This window comes from Paenibacillus sp. FSL M8-0334 (assembly GCF_038000405.1).
GTDB lineage: Bacteria > Bacillota > Bacilli > Paenibacillales > Paenibacillaceae > Paenibacillus_AQ > Paenibacillus_AQ campinasensis.
This window is the reverse complement of record NZ_JBBOCH010000002.1, coordinates 726,923-741,564: the sequence shown is the minus strand read 5'-3', so window position 1 is coordinate 741,564 and position 14,642 is coordinate 726,923. Positions and strand designations below refer to the sequence as shown.

General features: G+C 55.0%; 12 protein-coding genes. 3 read left to right on the top strand and 9 right to left on the bottom strand.

Annotation, left to right across the window (positions count from 1 at the left end; all coding sequences use genetic code 11):
• Positions 1-77 precede the first annotated feature (77 nt).
• Both MKX64_RS17515 and MKX64_RS17510 read right to left on the bottom strand, forming a co-directional pair.
• Positions 78-1,154 carry a bifunctional 3-deoxy-7-phosphoheptulonate synthase/chorismate mutase gene (locus MKX64_RS17515; protein ID WP_155617701.1) on the bottom strand — a complete coding sequence of 359 codons (1,077 nt, stop codon included), beginning with the start codon at positions 1,152-1,154 and terminating at the stop codon, positions 78-80.
• Positions 1,155-1,543: 389 nt separating this feature from the next.
• A complete protein-coding gene (locus MKX64_RS17510; RefSeq protein WP_095263903.1) occupies positions 1,544-2,782 on the bottom strand; it encodes a DUF418 domain-containing protein in 1,239 nt (412 codons plus the stop codon).
• 204 nt (positions 2,783-2,986) lie between these two features.
• Here MKX64_RS17510 and MKX64_RS17505 point away from each other — a divergent pair, with 204 nt between their 5' ends.
• A complete protein-coding gene (locus MKX64_RS17505; RefSeq protein WP_095263902.1) occupies positions 2,987-3,676 on the top strand; it encodes a response regulator transcription factor in 690 nt (229 codons plus the stop codon).
• Entirely contained in the window at positions 3,673-5,148 is a 1,476-nt protein-coding gene (locus MKX64_RS17500) for a HAMP domain-containing sensor histidine kinase (protein ID WP_095263901.1), read from the top strand. The genes MKX64_RS17505 and MKX64_RS17500 overlap by 4 nt, the downstream gene beginning before the upstream one ends.
• Here the strand turns inward: MKX64_RS17500 and MKX64_RS17495 are convergent.
• From MKX64_RS17495 to MKX64_RS17470, 6 genes are all read right to left on the bottom strand, one after another.
• Positions 5,073-6,086, bottom strand: a complete 1,014-nt coding sequence (locus tag MKX64_RS17495; RefSeq protein ID WP_155617709.1) for a 3'-5' exoribonuclease YhaM family protein — start codon at positions 6,084-6,086, stop codon at positions 5,073-5,075. The genes MKX64_RS17500 and MKX64_RS17495 overlap by 76 nt on opposite strands.
• Positions 6,087-6,269: 183 nt before the next feature.
• Positions 6,270-7,364, bottom strand: coding sequence for a GerAB/ArcD/ProY family transporter (locus MKX64_RS17490; protein WP_155617710.1), 1,095 nt, complete (start codon positions 7,362-7,364; stop codon positions 6,270-6,272).
• A gap of 20 nt (positions 7,365-7,384) precedes the next feature.
• Complete coding sequence (locus MKX64_RS17485) at positions 7,385-7,606, bottom strand: hypothetical protein (RefSeq protein WP_155617711.1); 222 nt, start codon at positions 7,604-7,606, stop codon at positions 7,385-7,387.
• Positions 7,603-8,811: a Ger(x)C family spore germination protein gene (locus tag MKX64_RS17480; RefSeq protein ID WP_155617712.1), complete on the bottom strand. Its 1,209-nt coding sequence runs from the start codon at positions 8,809-8,811 to the stop codon at positions 7,603-7,605. Before MKX64_RS17480 ends, MKX64_RS17485 begins: the two co-directional genes overlap by 4 nt.
• Positions 8,812-8,863: 52 nt before the next feature.
• Positions 8,864-10,333, bottom strand: a complete 1,470-nt coding sequence (locus tag MKX64_RS17475; RefSeq protein ID WP_155617713.1) for a spore germination protein — start codon at positions 10,331-10,333, stop codon at positions 8,864-8,866.
• A gap of 60 nt (positions 10,334-10,393) precedes the next feature.
• Positions 10,394-11,425: an AraC family transcriptional regulator gene (locus tag MKX64_RS17470; protein ID WP_341036803.1), complete on the bottom strand. Its 1,032-nt coding sequence runs from the start codon at positions 11,423-11,425 to the stop codon at positions 10,394-10,396.
• Positions 11,426-11,573: 148 nt separating this feature from the next.
• Here MKX64_RS17470 and MKX64_RS17465 point away from each other — a divergent pair, with 148 nt between their 5' ends.
• Positions 11,574-12,164: an NAD(P)H-dependent oxidoreductase gene (locus MKX64_RS17465; protein WP_341036801.1), complete on the top strand. Its 591-nt coding sequence runs from the start codon at positions 11,574-11,576 to the stop codon at positions 12,162-12,164.
• A 149-nt stretch (positions 12,165-12,313) separates the two neighbouring features.
• On the opposite strand, the gene MKX64_RS17460 is transcribed toward MKX64_RS17465, so the two are convergent.
• A complete protein-coding gene (locus MKX64_RS17460; RefSeq protein WP_341036799.1) occupies positions 12,314-14,638 on the bottom strand; it encodes a glycoside hydrolase family 3 N-terminal domain-containing protein in 2,325 nt (774 codons plus the stop codon).
• Between the last annotated feature and the right edge of the window lie 4 nt (positions 14,639-14,642).

The following is a 14,642-nucleotide window of genomic DNA, read 5'->3' as shown; positions in this document are numbered from 1 at the left end:
TATATCGCCGGCCCGGCACCTTCGGATGCCAGGGCCGGACCTCTAATGCCAGGGGGCTGAATTACGCCCCGCCCGCTTTACAGCAAACCGGATTGTTTGACTGTCGCCAGGAACTCCTGAAACTCCGGAATGTTCAGCTGCTGGGCAGCATCGGACAGTGCGGTCGCCGGATTCGGATGCACCTCCACCATAATGCCGTCCGCACCTGCAGCCAGCCCGGCTTTCGCACATGGAGCCAGAATATCCTTCCGGCCTGTGGAATGCGTCACATCGACCAGCACCGGCAGATGCGTCTCCTGCTTCAGAATCGGCACAGCCGAGATGTCCAGCGTGTTGCGCGTGGCCTTCTCATAAGTTCGAATGCCGCGTTCAATCAGCATGACCTGCGTGTTGCCGCGGGACACGATATATTCGGCCGCATGGACGAACTCATCAATCGTCGCCGCAAGACCGCGCTTCAGCAGAATCGGGGTCTTGACGTCGCCCGCTGCCTTCAGGAGCTCGAAGTTCTGCATGTTTCTAGCCCCGATCTGAATGACATCGATATATTCACAGGCCAGCTCAACATGCGCCGGATCCACAATTTCACTGATCGTTTTCAGCCCGAATTCGGAGGCAACCTCCTTCAGAATTTTCAGACCTTCAATACCCAGCCCCTGAAAATCGTACGGCGATGTTCTCGGCTTGAAGGCTCCGCCGCGCATCACGGTAATGCCAGCCTCCTTGAGCGCTGCAGCCACCTGGCGCACCTGCTCATAGCTTTCCACAGAGCACGGTCCAGCGATCATAACCGGCTGTCCGCCACCAATGGCGGTCTCGCCCAACTGGATCACCGTATCCTCCTGCTTCTTCTTGCGGCTGACCAGCAGATGCTTCTTATGCTCGACCTGCTGCAGCTTGAGCGAAGCCTGGAAAATCTGCTTGAACAGATGGCGGACCGTTTCATTATCGAACGGCCCTCTATTGTTCTCCACCAAGCTATCCAGCATTTTCTTCTCACGGACCGGATCATAGTCAGGCACGCCCTGCTTCTGCTTCTCTTCCCCAATCTCCTGAACCAGCTGTGCCCGCTCCGACAGCAGTGCAAGCAGCTGCAAATTGACGGAATCGAGCTGGGAGCGCAGCTCCTCCAAACGACCTTCATTAATATTCATAACGGTTTCTCTCCTTCACTCATTATTATTTATCTGAAAATCAAAAAGACTCCTGTCCGTCAAGGGACGAGGAGTCGTGGTACCACCCTTATTAGATATGTGCGTCCATCGTATTCACCGCAGCATATCTCACTTGAGCCTCTTAACGCGAGGTGGACGGATATCCCTACCGCAGCGCAATCGCACCGCTATCAGGATACCAGCTCAGGAATGAACTTCGGCAGCAGACGCTTCGCCCGGGCGCTCTCAGTCGGTGGCAGCCCTTTCCTGTCGGGAAGTTCCGGTGCTTACTCTTTCCTTCATTGCTTGTATAACATATCATGTCATGAATTTATAATGCATTGTAATACACTCGGAATGGTATTGCAAGGGTTTCTTGAAAAATGGTTTCAAGCCCGGTTCGCTCGGCTGCTGTCCTTGTCGCTAGCGATGCTAGCCTGATGTGACACTGCTCCCTTCCTCACCGGTTTCCCCCAATAAGTAAACAAGCGCCACACATATTCTAACGGGCCGATCGGGAAGAGGCGCAGCCATAGCATGCTGAAGATCACCTGCGCGGCATAGACCGCCAGGGCAATAAGCATCTGGATTCCAACGTCCACGGTGCCGTACAGCGCCAAGCCGTAGCTATAAAAGATAAAGCCACAAATAACCGATTGCATGAGATAGTTGGTGAAGGCCATTTTACCCGGATAGGAAAAGACCCGCAGCACCTTCTGGCACCGCTTGTTCTGGTACAACAGCGCAAATAGCGAAATATAGGCCAGTGACATCAGGGGCGCGCCAACGAACAGCATAACGGCCTCCATGGCAAACGACAGCTCCGTCCATGCCATCGCCAGCTGCGCGGCAAGTCCCAAGACGCCTCCGATCCAAGCCAATCTAACGAACAGCGCCCGGTGCCCGGCAACGTCATGCAGAAACCTGCGCTTGCCGAAATACATGCCTAACAGAAACAAACCCAGCACTTGGGGATAAAACAGAATCATGTTAAAAATCGAGGCGATGAAGTCGTTCAGCCTTTGCCCCAAAATCTGCCCCGCATCTCCAGCGCCATAGATCGCCGCATCCTTCGCTTGATAATAGAGTGCCGTCTGCTGCATTTCTTCCCCGCTCAATGTGGTGAATTGCGGATCGCCAGATGAAGCCAGGCTGCTGATCACGACCAGCACCGGAACGATCAGCTGCAAAATGAGCGACCAGATAAGCAGCGTTTTCGGCTTGCGCTTGATAAACAGCAGCAGCAGGAAGCCGAGAATCGCATAATGCGTCAAAACGTCGCCATACCATATCAGCATGCCGTGAATCAGACCGATCACCAGCAAGGCCGTCAGTCTCCGGGCATAAACACGACGGAAGCTCAGCCCCTTCGCCTCGCAGCTGTTCTGGAGCAGTACCGCCCCCAAACCGAACAGAAACGAGAAGATCAGAATAAATTTGCTGTTGATGAAAATGTCCTTCAGCATGCCAAGCGCTTCATTGTACCCGCCAGTCCACAGGTCCACGCCAAACGAAATCGTCTGGAGCGATGTCGTGAAAAAAAGAATGTTTACCAGAAATATGCCCAATAAAGCAAATCCCCTCAAGCTGTCTATGAGTGTAATTCTTTGCTGCCGTACGTCTGTCATGTCGATCATCCTTCCACAATGTTGGTCCATGCAAGGTTAATCCATAAGCATAAAGAATTTATAAAGCTGCATGTATGCGCTCCTGAATCGCTGTGATAGCTCTTATATGGGGTTAGCTCCGGGCCCTTTCTTTATCGCTTCTTTAGAAAATCCATGTATACTAGGATGAAGTTAACCGATCTCATAGACTGACGGAGGATCTGTATGACTCAAGAACGTATATTGCTAGTGGACGACGAAGAGGAAATTATCGCTTTTATGAAAGACGCATTGGAGCGGGAGGGATATCAGGTATTCACCGCCGCAAACGGCCGGGAGGCGCTGGAATTAAGTCAGCTTCAGCCTGAGCTGATCCTGCTAGACGTGATGATGCCCGAGCTGGATGGCTTTGAGACATGCCGGCGGCTCCGGGAATTTACGCAGTGTCCGATCGTGTTCCTGAGCGCTTGCCAGAGTGAAACCGATCGCATTCAGGGGCTGGCGGCGGGCGGCGATGATTATCTGTTAAAGCCGTTCAGCCTGGCGGAGCTGAAAGCCCGAATTCACGCTCACCTGCGCCGGGAGAAGCGGGGACTCACGCCCCAGGACCAAAGCGTTCTCCGCTTCCATTCCTTAACCATTGACTGCAAAGGCTATACGGTAAACGGGAATGGTCAGGATATCTCACTAACCAACAAGGAATTTAAAATTGTAGAGCTGCTGGCCATGCATCCGGGGCAGGTGTTTACGCGGGAGCAAATCTACGAGAAATTGTGGGGTTGGGACGCTGAAGGCGACGATGCAACTGTCACCGAGCATATCAAGAAAATCCGGGCCAAATTCGCGGCCTGCATCCCGGATCGCACTTATATACAGACCGTATGGGGCATCGGATATAAATGGGAGGTCAAATGAGCAGACAGCGGCCGGTCAAAAGTATATTCATCCGCAGCTTTCTGTCGGTGCTGTCGCTCAGCCTGATCGCAACACTTCTTACCTGGGGGCTGCTGGCTGCTCTGGTCAGCTTTCTGTTTCAGCATGAGGTGCTGCGTCCAGCCAATTATTACGAGAAGCAGATTCCGGCTATCGAGCATTTTGCCAATTCGAAAGGAGCGCTCCTGCTGAGCCTGGAATCACAGGCCGAGCTGGAACAGCTGATTCCTTCTTCCGGGATATCCTATGGCGTTGTGGCTAGCAAAGGGCAATTTCTCTACGGAGACCCCGCGATCACCAAGCGATGGAATCAGGATGCAGCAGCCGTTCAAGTGACTCCGGCGAATTGGATCGGGGGAAATATTACGAGGTCTGTGCCGATTCATGACCATAACGGGGAACAGGTAGGTACGCTATTGCTGGAATATTCGCTCAGGATGACCGCTGTCAATCCTGGTCTTAGTCCCTGGATTAACAGTGGCGTTCTGTTCTTGTTCCTGACTCCCTTTCTTTACATCGCGCTGTTCACCTATCTGTTCGGCAAACAAATCAGCCGAATGATCAGCCGGCCGCTGCAGCAGCTGCTGGATGGAGCTGGCCGGATCAAGGAGCGGAACCTTCATTTTTCGATGAGCGAGAGCTCCCCGGTTACCGAGATGAATGAGCTGACGGTTGCTTTTGAGGAGATGCGAAAGGAGCTGGCGCAATCCTTGGAGAGGGAATGGAAGCAAGAGCAGGAGCGCAAGACGATGTTCGCTGCACTTGCCCATGATTTGCGCACCCCGCTTACGATTATCCAGGGCCATGTCGAAGGGCTAGAGGAAATGAATAGAGGCAGCAAGGAATCTCCAGTCTCCCAATACTTGAACGTGATTAAGAGGAACACCGCCAATGCTGCCCATTTACTGAAGGATATGAACACCATCGCTGAGCTTGAACATATGTCCTTTCATCTTCAGCCGATCCCGATGGATATAGAGGAATTTATAGAGGAGAAAACCATCGAGTACAAAGCGCTGTGCGCTGATAAGAACATCACGTTTACAGCAGCATGCCAGGATGAACGGACGTCTGTTCAGCCCATTCTGTTCGATCCATACCGGATCGCACAAATTCTGGACAACCTCGTGGCCAACAGCATCCGTCATACACCGGCAGCCGGGACCATCACCTGGAGCATCGAGATGAACGAGCATCAAGTGAAGATGGCGATCTCTGACACAGGTAACGGATTTGACAGCCAGGAGCTGAAGCAAGTGTTTGAACGATTCTATCAAGGGCAAGGACGTGCCCCAAGGCAGAAAGGACATGCCGGCCTCGGCCTCTATATCGCCAAATTGCTCGTCTCCCATCACGGCGGTCAGATTACCGCAGCGAATCATCCGGAAGGCGGAGCGATGGTCTCCTTCTCATTTCCGCTGCGGACCGATTCTTCCTCTATCTTAAGCCGATAGAGCGCCTTGTTCTCAAGTCCGCGAATCATCGGCGTCCACGGTTCGGATGGCGCGGTCGTATCGAGGGCGTCCTCCACCATCTGAAGCTTGGCGTCCATCATATCGATATAGTGCAGCGCCACCGCTTCCGCCGTTTGAGGCTGAACAGGGCTGCCCCATTCGCCGAGATTGTGATGGGACAGCACCAGATGCTGCAGCCCGAGCACCAGCTCGGAATCCAGCGAAATGCCGTGATGGATGGCCGCCTCGACGATCCAGCCGGATGCAAGCGCAATATGCCCGATCAGCTTGCCCTGATTGCTGTAATCCGTCACGATGCCCATCTGGGCGATCATTTCCTCCGGCTTGGCAATATCGTGCAGAATGATGCCGGCCTTGATCAGATCCGGATTGAGGAACGGGCGCTGCTTGCAGATGAAATCGCCGATCTCAAGCATGCGGACAATATGATAGGCGAGCCCGGCGAAATAAGCATGATGATAGGACTTCGCAGCCGGATAATGCATCAGCTTGTCCTCCACCTTATCAGCGCAATACGTCACAATCATGCGAATCTCCTCATGCGCAATGCTCTTGATCGCCAGTTTGATCGTATGGAGCAGATCGACAGGGCGAAGCGGAGCGGCCTTCACATAATCGGTGATCGACACTCCGTCATCGTCTGTTGCCCTGCGTATGCGGCTTATTTTGACTTGAGGCTGATCCCGGTAGCTTTGCACCGTTCCCTGTATTTTGACCAGCTGCATTGGAAAAAACGTCTCTTTATCCTGGATCGTCACGTCCCAGTATTTCGCAGAAATTTGCCCGGTCGCATCCGACAGCACAATATCAAAATAATCCTTCGGCGGTGTACCGCTCGTTTGTCTTAGGTTCAGTTCTTTCAACAAATAAAAGCCCACGAATTCATCCTGAATGCGGAGTTGATTAATCGGTTTCATAGGTCCCCTCCCATGCTGTTACAGGGGGCTTCAGTTGTGCCATGCCTCCCCGAACAGCCTGCAGCGAAGCTAACAGGCCTACACCCTATTATAACGGCAGATCCGCATTTCGGCATCCGCCGTCTGCATCCAGGAAGAGACAGCCCGCAAACGGCATGCTCCGCACTGATCTCCGTGCTGAAGTTAACGCCTGCCCAGCAGCTTCTTCCGAATGACGCCGATCAGTAGGACAAGTAGCGGAATGGCTATCAAATGGAGCATGGCATATCCGACCCACACATTCTGGATAATATCGGAGACATACACGGTGTTGGTGTACGTGTTCCAGGAGACGATGATAAAGATGACGGCTAGCGGATAAATCAACGATTGCTGTTGCTTCAAGCCGAACACGCTCTGCAAGCCTTTAAGAATGGACAGGAACAAGAGTGAGATTTTAATAAAGAAAGTCAGTACCCATATCGTAATCAAAATTCCTTCCACCCGCTGAAAAAAATTGCCGACGTTGATCGTTTTGGCCAGAGCGAATGCCGGGAATGTGCTGTTCTCCGTCTGCTCGATGCCCATCACAAGCACGCTCAGTGTCATGATGATCGCAAGGACGACTTCTCCGCTCAATGAGCCGAGCACAAAGGCGCGCTCCCCGTCTTTTCTCTTGTTGACCAGCGAAAAGAATACCAGCATTACAATCAATTCCTGAAACATCGAGGAATGGAGCCCCGCTGTCAATACCGGCCCCCAGCCCTCCTCAAGCACCGGTTTAATATAATCCCATTCAATCTGCGGAATGAGCCCCAGCACAAGAACCAGAAACAGAAATACGATCCAGGGAAAGGCAAGCTCACCGAGCCTGGCCAGTATAATCGGCCCCATCCGGGCACAGATAACCGCCGAGAGCAAGAACAACAGCTGAATCACTTCCGTTGGCGTCTCCGGCATAATCTCGCTCGTCAGAAAAAAGCCCAGGTTCCCGAGCAGCGTGCCCGTCAGAATTAAAAAGTAGAACAGGTACAACAGGTTGAGCGCCTTCCCCAGCACTTTGCCGAGAACGCGCTCATGGATCTCGAAAATCGTCTTTCCCGGATAAAGACGAACGATTCCGATATACATCAGAACCATCAGCAGATTGATAAGCAGGCTGAATATCGAGGCGATCCAGGCGTCCTCTCGCGCAGTATGTACCTGTCCTGACGGGGTGACGAGAATCGAGGTTCCGACCGTCAGGCCAAAGGTCAAAACAAAAAATTGTCTGGAGGAAATCGTCTTCTGTCTGGCCATAAGTCACCCTCTCCTTACAATTATGGCATCCAGGCGCTGATAGGCTGCATAACCGCTTTGATCCAGTCCAGCGGCCTCATGCCTGGCATCTCCAGTGCATCTCCAAGCATCGTTATGACCGCCAGCCCCCAAATCGTTAAAAAGACGAGCATATCCCGCATCGCGTGGAGTTTCCGTATGCGCCTAATGCCGTTCACGAGCGAGACGAGCAGTACAATCGAGAGCAGCATGTGCCAATTCATGGTTCATCGACCTCCTCATTGATCGGCTGTACAATCGACCCGATCCGCCGGATTGCCACATTGGCATTCACTTGAATCTGAACGGTTCTGAAACGTTCATCCCAGTTATCCCGATACTTCTTCCACACCTTCGGGAGTTGACGATGAAGCGCCTCGCCGAAGCCGAATACGTCGGCGCCGTATTCTGACTGTATATACCGTATATGCTTGGCAATGTTCGTGTTGAATCTGTTCTCGATTCGCTTCTCTAAGTCTGTAATAGCATCCGGAGAATCCAGCTTCATCGTGCATTCAACTGCACTGAGATCGGCCTCAATCTCCATCTCAACTCGAAACTCGGGTTCTCCTTTCTCATTCAGGTGAACATGAGTGGTGCTATCCGTGCGGTGAATCAGGTATGCAGCAACCCCCCCGCCTGCACATTCAATATCTCCGACAGTGGTTTCGACACGATTAAGGATATAATTCACCCCTTTACTGGGGGATTCATCCAGCCATCCGACAAGCCGGTCCCGCTTGAATACGCCCAATCCTGCATGCTGTATCATCGTATCCGGATGGATTTTCTTTACATTTTCCACGTTCTGGCCTTGTTCCACACTCCCTCTCAACTGCACGCCGGACAGCACCGGGTCCGACCCGCCCCGCTTCAGTTCGGTGATGAACTTCTGCAGGGTGATTTTGCCGGTGGCTGCCCATCTTTTCTGGGAGATCATAATAGACGAATAGAGCGAGTTGGCCGGAATATATTCGAACGGGGTTACAATCTCCAGAATGTCCGAGGCGCGCCCTCCCTTCGCCACCAGCATAAAGAAATCGGTCCGCAGCTCATGATTCCGCGATATGAAGTCCATCGCGTTTCCAACGCCCTGTCTCGCCAGTTCCTCCCCGAAAATCAGCACTCTAAGATGGGAGAGATACAAGGCACGCGGCGCCATGCTCAGCATGCGCTGAAGCGCGTCAGGGATGGTCTTCCCAACCGACGTGTACGTAATGACAGGCAGGCTCCCCATGGAACTGTTCTGCTTGGCCCCGGTCTCGCTGGCGTTGAGCACCTGGGCCGACACCGCATAGCCATCCTCGTGGGTATCGATTCCCAAGGCCATGACCACGGCAAGCTCATTCAGCTCTTTGCGGCTCCAGCATCCGGAGGTGATGGCTACACTGACGAGCATGATGATCACTAGTATCCGTTTTCCAATCATATCGATGTCCTTCTCCTGTTGAAATGTGCGGTCGAGGCCTAGGTATCCTGTATCAGGATTTGAGCTTGCGCAAATACTTTTTCTTGGTCCGTTGAGACAACCGGAGCAGCGCATCCTTCTGGCCTCTCCAGCTGAACGGGGCAAACGTGGACATGTATGGAACGCCCATCGATTCGAGACTGCTCAGATGCAGCCCCAGTATAATCATTCCGATAATCATGCCGTACAAGCCAAACGATGCCGCAATGCCCATCATGACAAAGCGCAGCATCCGGGCCGAGATGCCCACGTTAAAGGCTGGCAGCGCAAAGTTGGCAATCGCCGTAATCGAAACCACGATCACCATTGCGGCCGATACGAGACCTGCCTCCACCGCCGCCTGGCCGATTACCAGCGTGCCTACGATGGAGACGGATTGACCGATCGATTTGGGCAGGCGGATGCCCGCCTCGCGCAGTATCTCGAAGGTGATCTCCATAATGAGCGCCTCAACAAAGGCCGGAAACGGCACGCCCTCCCGCTGCCCAATCAGGCTTGTCAGCAGATTGGTCGGCAGCATCTCCTGATGAAATGTCGTGATCGCAATATAGAACGAAGGTGTCAACAGCGCGATCCCGAAGCACAGATACCGCAGCAGTCGAAGCAGGCTTGAGAAATCACCCCGCTGGTAATAGTCCTCGCTGGACTGGAAAAATTGGGCGAACAGCGCCGGAACGATAAGCACGAACGGTGTGCCGTCCACGAAGATGGCAATCCGGCCTTCCAGCAAGGCCGATGCCACCACATCCGGGCGCTCGGAATTGTATACGGTCGGAAACGGGCTATACTTCTGATCCTGGATCATTTCTTCGATATAGTTGCTCTCCAGGACACTGTCCAGTTCGATAGCATCCATTCGCCTGCGCAGCTCCTCAAGCACATCGACATGGCACAGCCCTTCGATATACATGATGGCCACCTGCGTGTTGGTCTGCTCGCCGATCTTCCGCTGCTCTAGCCGAAGGTTCGGATTCTGGATGCGGCGCCTGACGAGCGCTGTATTTTCGCGCAGGGCTTCGGTGAAGCCTTCACGCGGCCCCCGGACCACCGATTGCGAGGTCGCTTCCTCGACCCCGCGCTGCTTCAGCGACTCTGTCCCTGCGTACAGCACCGAGCCTACACCATCCACAAACAGGATCGAGTTGCCGCTCAGCAGCTTCTCCATCATGTCGGAGAACGTGGCCGCCTCCCCAACCTTGCCCATCGTGATGGTCCGTTCCTTAAGCACTCGGTAGCGGTCGCCCGGCGTCTGCTCACCCTCCCCTTCGAAGAACAGCCAGTCCTGATGAATGGCTTCGAGCAGATCAATCGGGTCTCCGAGCCCATCCATATACAAAATAACCGCCGGAGCAGAGCCCAATGCGATCTCACGCCAAACGATATCCGGACTCTCTCCTAAGCGGTTGTTGACTTCCTTCATGAACTGGGGAAGGGAATCCGGCAAGTGGTCCAGCTTCTTTCCTGCCTCGTCGGTTTGCCTCATATCGATGGCCCCCTTGTACGGTCATTTGCAATATGGGAGTATCGCTTTCTTACCATCCCCTCATTTGGAAAATAGTATGCGGTTTTTCGTTTCATAACGGGTGCGATACTGTCTTGGCGTCATGCCGGTCCACCGTTTAAACGCGTTCTGAAAAGCGCTGGGCTCCGAGAAATGAAGCGCGTAAGCAATCTCTCCGATCGAGAACTCCTCCCGTTTCAAATAGCTGACCGCAAGCTCTTGCCGGACACGAACCGACAACTCGTTGAAGGTGGTCCCTTCCTCCTTCAATTTAATCTGCAGGCTTCTGGCGCTCATCCCGAGTGCACGGGCCGTTTCCTGCAATGTCGGAAGCCCGGTTAACAGACTCTTTTTCAACCAGCGGATCACTTGCTCTGTCAGCACCCCGTCCGCCGTTAATTCCGATCTCGTCTCCTGTGCCAGCTGCTCGAACACCTGCAGTATTCTCGGGTCTGAATAGAGCACCGGATAATCCAGCACTTCGGCGTGAATCCTCAGCGCGTTGCCGGCCCGCCCGAATTTCGGCATCAGTCCGAACATGTCCACATACGGCTTCGTATTCTCGGTGGCATCATGCATGAATTCCACCCCGATGAGCGGAATCGGACGGTTGCTGAGACGTCTCATCAGCTCATACACCGAACTGGCCATATCCTCCACACACTGGCGGGACGAGACTCCCGCTTCGTTCAGACAGAGATGAAGCACACATTCCCGGTCTCGAAGCTCCCATTCCAGCTCAAAACTGCTGCTCAGAATGACATAGAATCTCTGGTAAGCCGCGAGGGCGTCCGCAATCGTCGTCGAATGCATCATCACATAGCCGAGCACCCCCAGATCCGCTAGCTCCAGCAGTCGGCCCTGATGCAGTCCGAAATGCTCATCCTTCGTATAATCAGCGGCTGCCTTCATCAGACGCTCCAGTTCCGCATCCGGAATACGGGCCTCCACATCCTGAAGCAGCCCCGAATCGAAAGAAGCATATTCGCAAAACCGCTCGGCGTCAAAGCCTCTTCGAACCATCGATTTCATAATGGGATATACCATAGAGATAGCCACGTCCCGACTCGCCACACCGCTTCCCCCTTTGCGCCATTTTGCAATTTTAATGCGCGATTGATCATTTCGCCGACGATCATTTCACTTTATTCTCATTATAGATGATACAGCGCCTCATAACCTAACACCTGGAGGGCAAGAGCTGTTATAGGAGGAGAAGACGATGAGTGGACCTAAAAATATAGTCATCATTAACGGACACCCCGATCCGGAGAGCTTCTGTCTGGCATTGGCGGATGCTTATTCGGAGGGAGCGGCCCATATAGACGGCACCGAGGTGCGCCGCATCGACTTGAGTCAAGCTGACTTCAACCCGAACCTGAAGTACGGCTACCGCAAACGAACCGAGCTGGAGGATGAACTGCGCGAGGCTCAGGCCTTGATCCGCTGGGCAGACCATCTCGTCTTCGTATACCCGACCTGGTGGGGGGCGCCGCCCGCGATATTGAAAGGGTTCATCGACCGGGTATTCCTGCCGGGGTTTGCATTCAAGTACCGCGACAATTCTCCGTTATGGGATAAGCTGCTCACCGGCAAATCCGCACGCCTGATCGTGACGATGGATACCCCTTCGTGGTATAACCGCCTCATCTATTGGCGTGCGGGACATCTGGTCATGAAGCGAAATGTGTTGAAGTTTTGCGGGATCAAGCCGGTGCGCGTGACCGAGGTTGCGCCTGTCAAGCCGTCTACCACGCAGCAGCGCGCCAAGTGGCTGGAGCAGGTAAAGCAGCTTGGGGCCCGGCGCAAGTAGGCGAGGCGATGGATGAACGTCTGGATGGACCACTATTCTCATTAACGGACGATCCCCTCAATGTACAAAGAGGTCTGCCCCACGTAAAACCTGGGCAGACCTCTTTCCTGCAAGCAGACGGAACTCGGAGCTTTATTCTCCCGCGTCCGCTAGACGCTTTCTGTTATCCTAAGCTCAGCATGGGAGAGATCCTGCGAGCTGCCGCCAATCCCGATCCTGACCGCACAGGGCTCGGCCGTAAACTTCATCGCCCGGTTCCAGAAGGCCAGCTCCTCCATGCCGAGGTGAAAGGTAACCTCACGCTCTTCGCCAGGAGCAAGCTCCAGCTTCCGGAAGCCTTTCAGCTCGGCCAGACGGCGTGTGATGCCTGACTCGCGGGCCGAAATGTACAGCTGGACGGTTTCCGCTCCGGTGCATTCACCTGTGTTCTTCAATCGAACCGCCGCCGTAATCTGTCCGCCCTTCGCTAGCTCGGCGACTGAAATCTTCCGCTGGGATAGCCGGATCTCCCCGTACTCAAATGCTGTGTAGCTAAGCCCATAGCCGAAAGGATACAGCGGCGCAGACGGCATATCCACATAAACTCTTGGCCGACCGGGATCCTTCTGGTTGTAGTATACAGGCAATTGTGCCGCCGAGCGCGGGATAGATACCGGCAGCTTGCCGCTCGGATTCGCCTGTCCGAACAGCAGCTGCCCCACAGCTGCCCCTCCCTCAGGGCCGGGATACCATGCGCACAACACCGCTCCACAATGCTGAGCGACCTCGGTTATCGCATGCGGACGGCCTTGAATCAGCACAGCGACAACCGGCGTCCCCGTAGCCGAAACCTCTTGGACGAGCCGCTGCTGAAGGCCGCCCAGGGACAGATCGGCCAGATCCACGCCTTCTCCGCAGTCCATCTCGGACGGATTGCCGGCATCGCCTTCAGGAACGATGGCTTCGCCGTTGCTCTCGAACGCGCCGTCAAAGCGGCGGGCGCTGCTGCCTCCAAGCACCAATACGCAGAGGTCGGCGCTCTTCGCCGCCTCAACAGCCTCGGCCAATCCCTCCTCGGACCGATCACGGATACCGCAGCCTTTGGCATACACGATGTCCGTCTCTGCAGGTGCGGCCATACGAATGCCTGCAAGCACGGTCGTACCGCTGCCTTCCCGCTGGACGCTCGTGTAATCGCCAAGCTGATTGTACAGCTGATCGGCATTCGGGCCGATCACCGCGATGCGGCGGTGCTTCTTGCGGATCGGCAGCAGACCGCCCTCGTTCTTAAGCAGAACCGCAGATTCGAGCGCCACCTGCCGGTTCACCTCCCGGAACTCGGGACGCCCGACAACGGCGATCGGACCGTTCTCGTTCACGTAGGGACGGTCGAACAGGCCGAGCCGGAACTTCAGACGCAGCACCCGCTCTACCGCCCGGTCGATGTCAGGCTCCGGGACCAGCGCTTGATAAACGGCTTCCTCCAGCGTCGTGAACGCCTTGTCCCACAGGCTGAGATCAACGCCGGACGCCAAGGCGAGCGCAGCGGCCGATTCATGGCTGCCCGTCAGTGCCAGCAGCCGGTCAATCGCGCAGCCATCGGCCATAACGACGCCGTCAAAGCCCCATTCCTCGCGCAGAATGCCCGTCAGCAGCTGCTCATTCGCGTGGCAAGGCACACCGTCGATCTCGTTGTACGCCGCCATGAATGCGGCGGCGCCCGCCTCCTTCCCGGCCTTGGCGGCGGGAAGATGGATCTCGCGCAGCTCGCGCTCCCCGATCGGAGCCGGCCCTGCATTGCGGCCGCCCTGTGCGGTGCCTTGGGCACACAGATGCTTGAGCACGACCGCGACCTTGTCAGTCTCAGCCAGCTGCTCAAGCCTCTCGCCCTGCATCCCCCGCACGACAGCCTCCGTGAACCGGGCCGCAAGATATGGGTCCTCGCTGTAACATTCCTCGGACCGCCCCCAGCGCGGATCATGCAAAATATCCAGCGCAGACACCAAACCCACATGCGCGCCGCGGCTGCGAATTTCGGCGGCCGCAAAGCCGTAGGCCTGCGCCAGCAGCGCCGGATTCCAGGTCGCGCCCGCGGCCAGGTTGACCGGCAGCAGAGTGCCGTCCAGCGCCTGATGGCCGTGCGGACATTCCTCTGTAAGCAGCACCGGGATGCCAAGCCGGGAATGCTCCATCACATACCGCTGCACCTGATTGGCCACTTTGGCGCTTTCCGCCGCTGTAATGCCGTTGCCGTAGTGGACGCCAGACCACGGATCGCTGCGGAACAAGCCGTAGAGCGCGCCCATTCCGCTGCCCCAGGCCACCTCCGCTTTGAATTCTTCCGTCAGCTCGAAGCGGTCTCCCTGTTTAACGTAAGCGTTCCATCCATACATACGCTGGTTCAGCTGTCCTACCTTCTCCTTCAGCGTCATTCTTCCAAGCAGATCCCGAACCCGTTCTTCGATCGGCGCTTGGGCAGACTTATATATTTCCATGATG

Excerpts from the sequence above, each read along its gene's own strand:
- MKX64_RS17515 (WP_155617701.1), bottom strand. The coding sequence starts at position 1,154 with ATGAATATTAATGAAGGTCGTTTGGAGGAGCTGCGCTCCCAGCTCGAT.
- MKX64_RS17510 (WP_095263903.1), bottom strand. The coding sequence starts at position 2,782 with ATGACAGACGTACGGCAGCAAAGAATTACACTCATAGACAGCTTGAGG.
- MKX64_RS17505 (WP_095263902.1), top strand. The coding sequence starts at position 2,987 with ATGACTCAAGAACGTATATTGCTAGTGGACGACGAAGAGGAAATTATC.
- MKX64_RS17500 (WP_095263901.1), top strand. The coding sequence starts at position 3,673 with ATGAGCAGACAGCGGCCGGTCAAAAGTATATTCATCCGCAGCTTTCTG.
- MKX64_RS17495 (WP_155617709.1), bottom strand. The coding sequence starts at position 6,086 with ATGAAACCGATTAATCAACTCCGCATTCAGGATGAATTCGTGGGCTTT.
- MKX64_RS17490 (WP_155617710.1), bottom strand. The coding sequence starts at position 7,364 with ATGGCCAGACAGAAGACGATTTCCTCCAGACAATTTTTTGTTTTGACC.
- MKX64_RS17485 (WP_155617711.1), bottom strand. The coding sequence starts at position 7,606 with ATGAATTGGCACATGCTGCTCTCGATTGTACTGCTCGTCTCGCTCGTG.
- MKX64_RS17480 (WP_155617712.1), bottom strand. The coding sequence starts at position 8,811 with ATGATTGGAAAACGGATACTAGTGATCATCATGCTCGTCAGTGTAGCC.
- MKX64_RS17475 (WP_155617713.1), bottom strand. The coding sequence starts at position 10,333 with ATGAGGCAAACCGACGAGGCAGGAAAGAAGCTGGACCACTTGCCGGAT.
- MKX64_RS17465 (WP_341036801.1), top strand. The coding sequence starts at position 11,574 with ATGAGTGGACCTAAAAATATAGTCATCATTAACGGACACCCCGATCCG.
- MKX64_RS17460 (WP_341036799.1), bottom strand. The coding sequence starts at position 14,638 with ATGGAAATATATAAGTCTGCCCAAGCGCCGATCGAAGAACGGGTTCGG.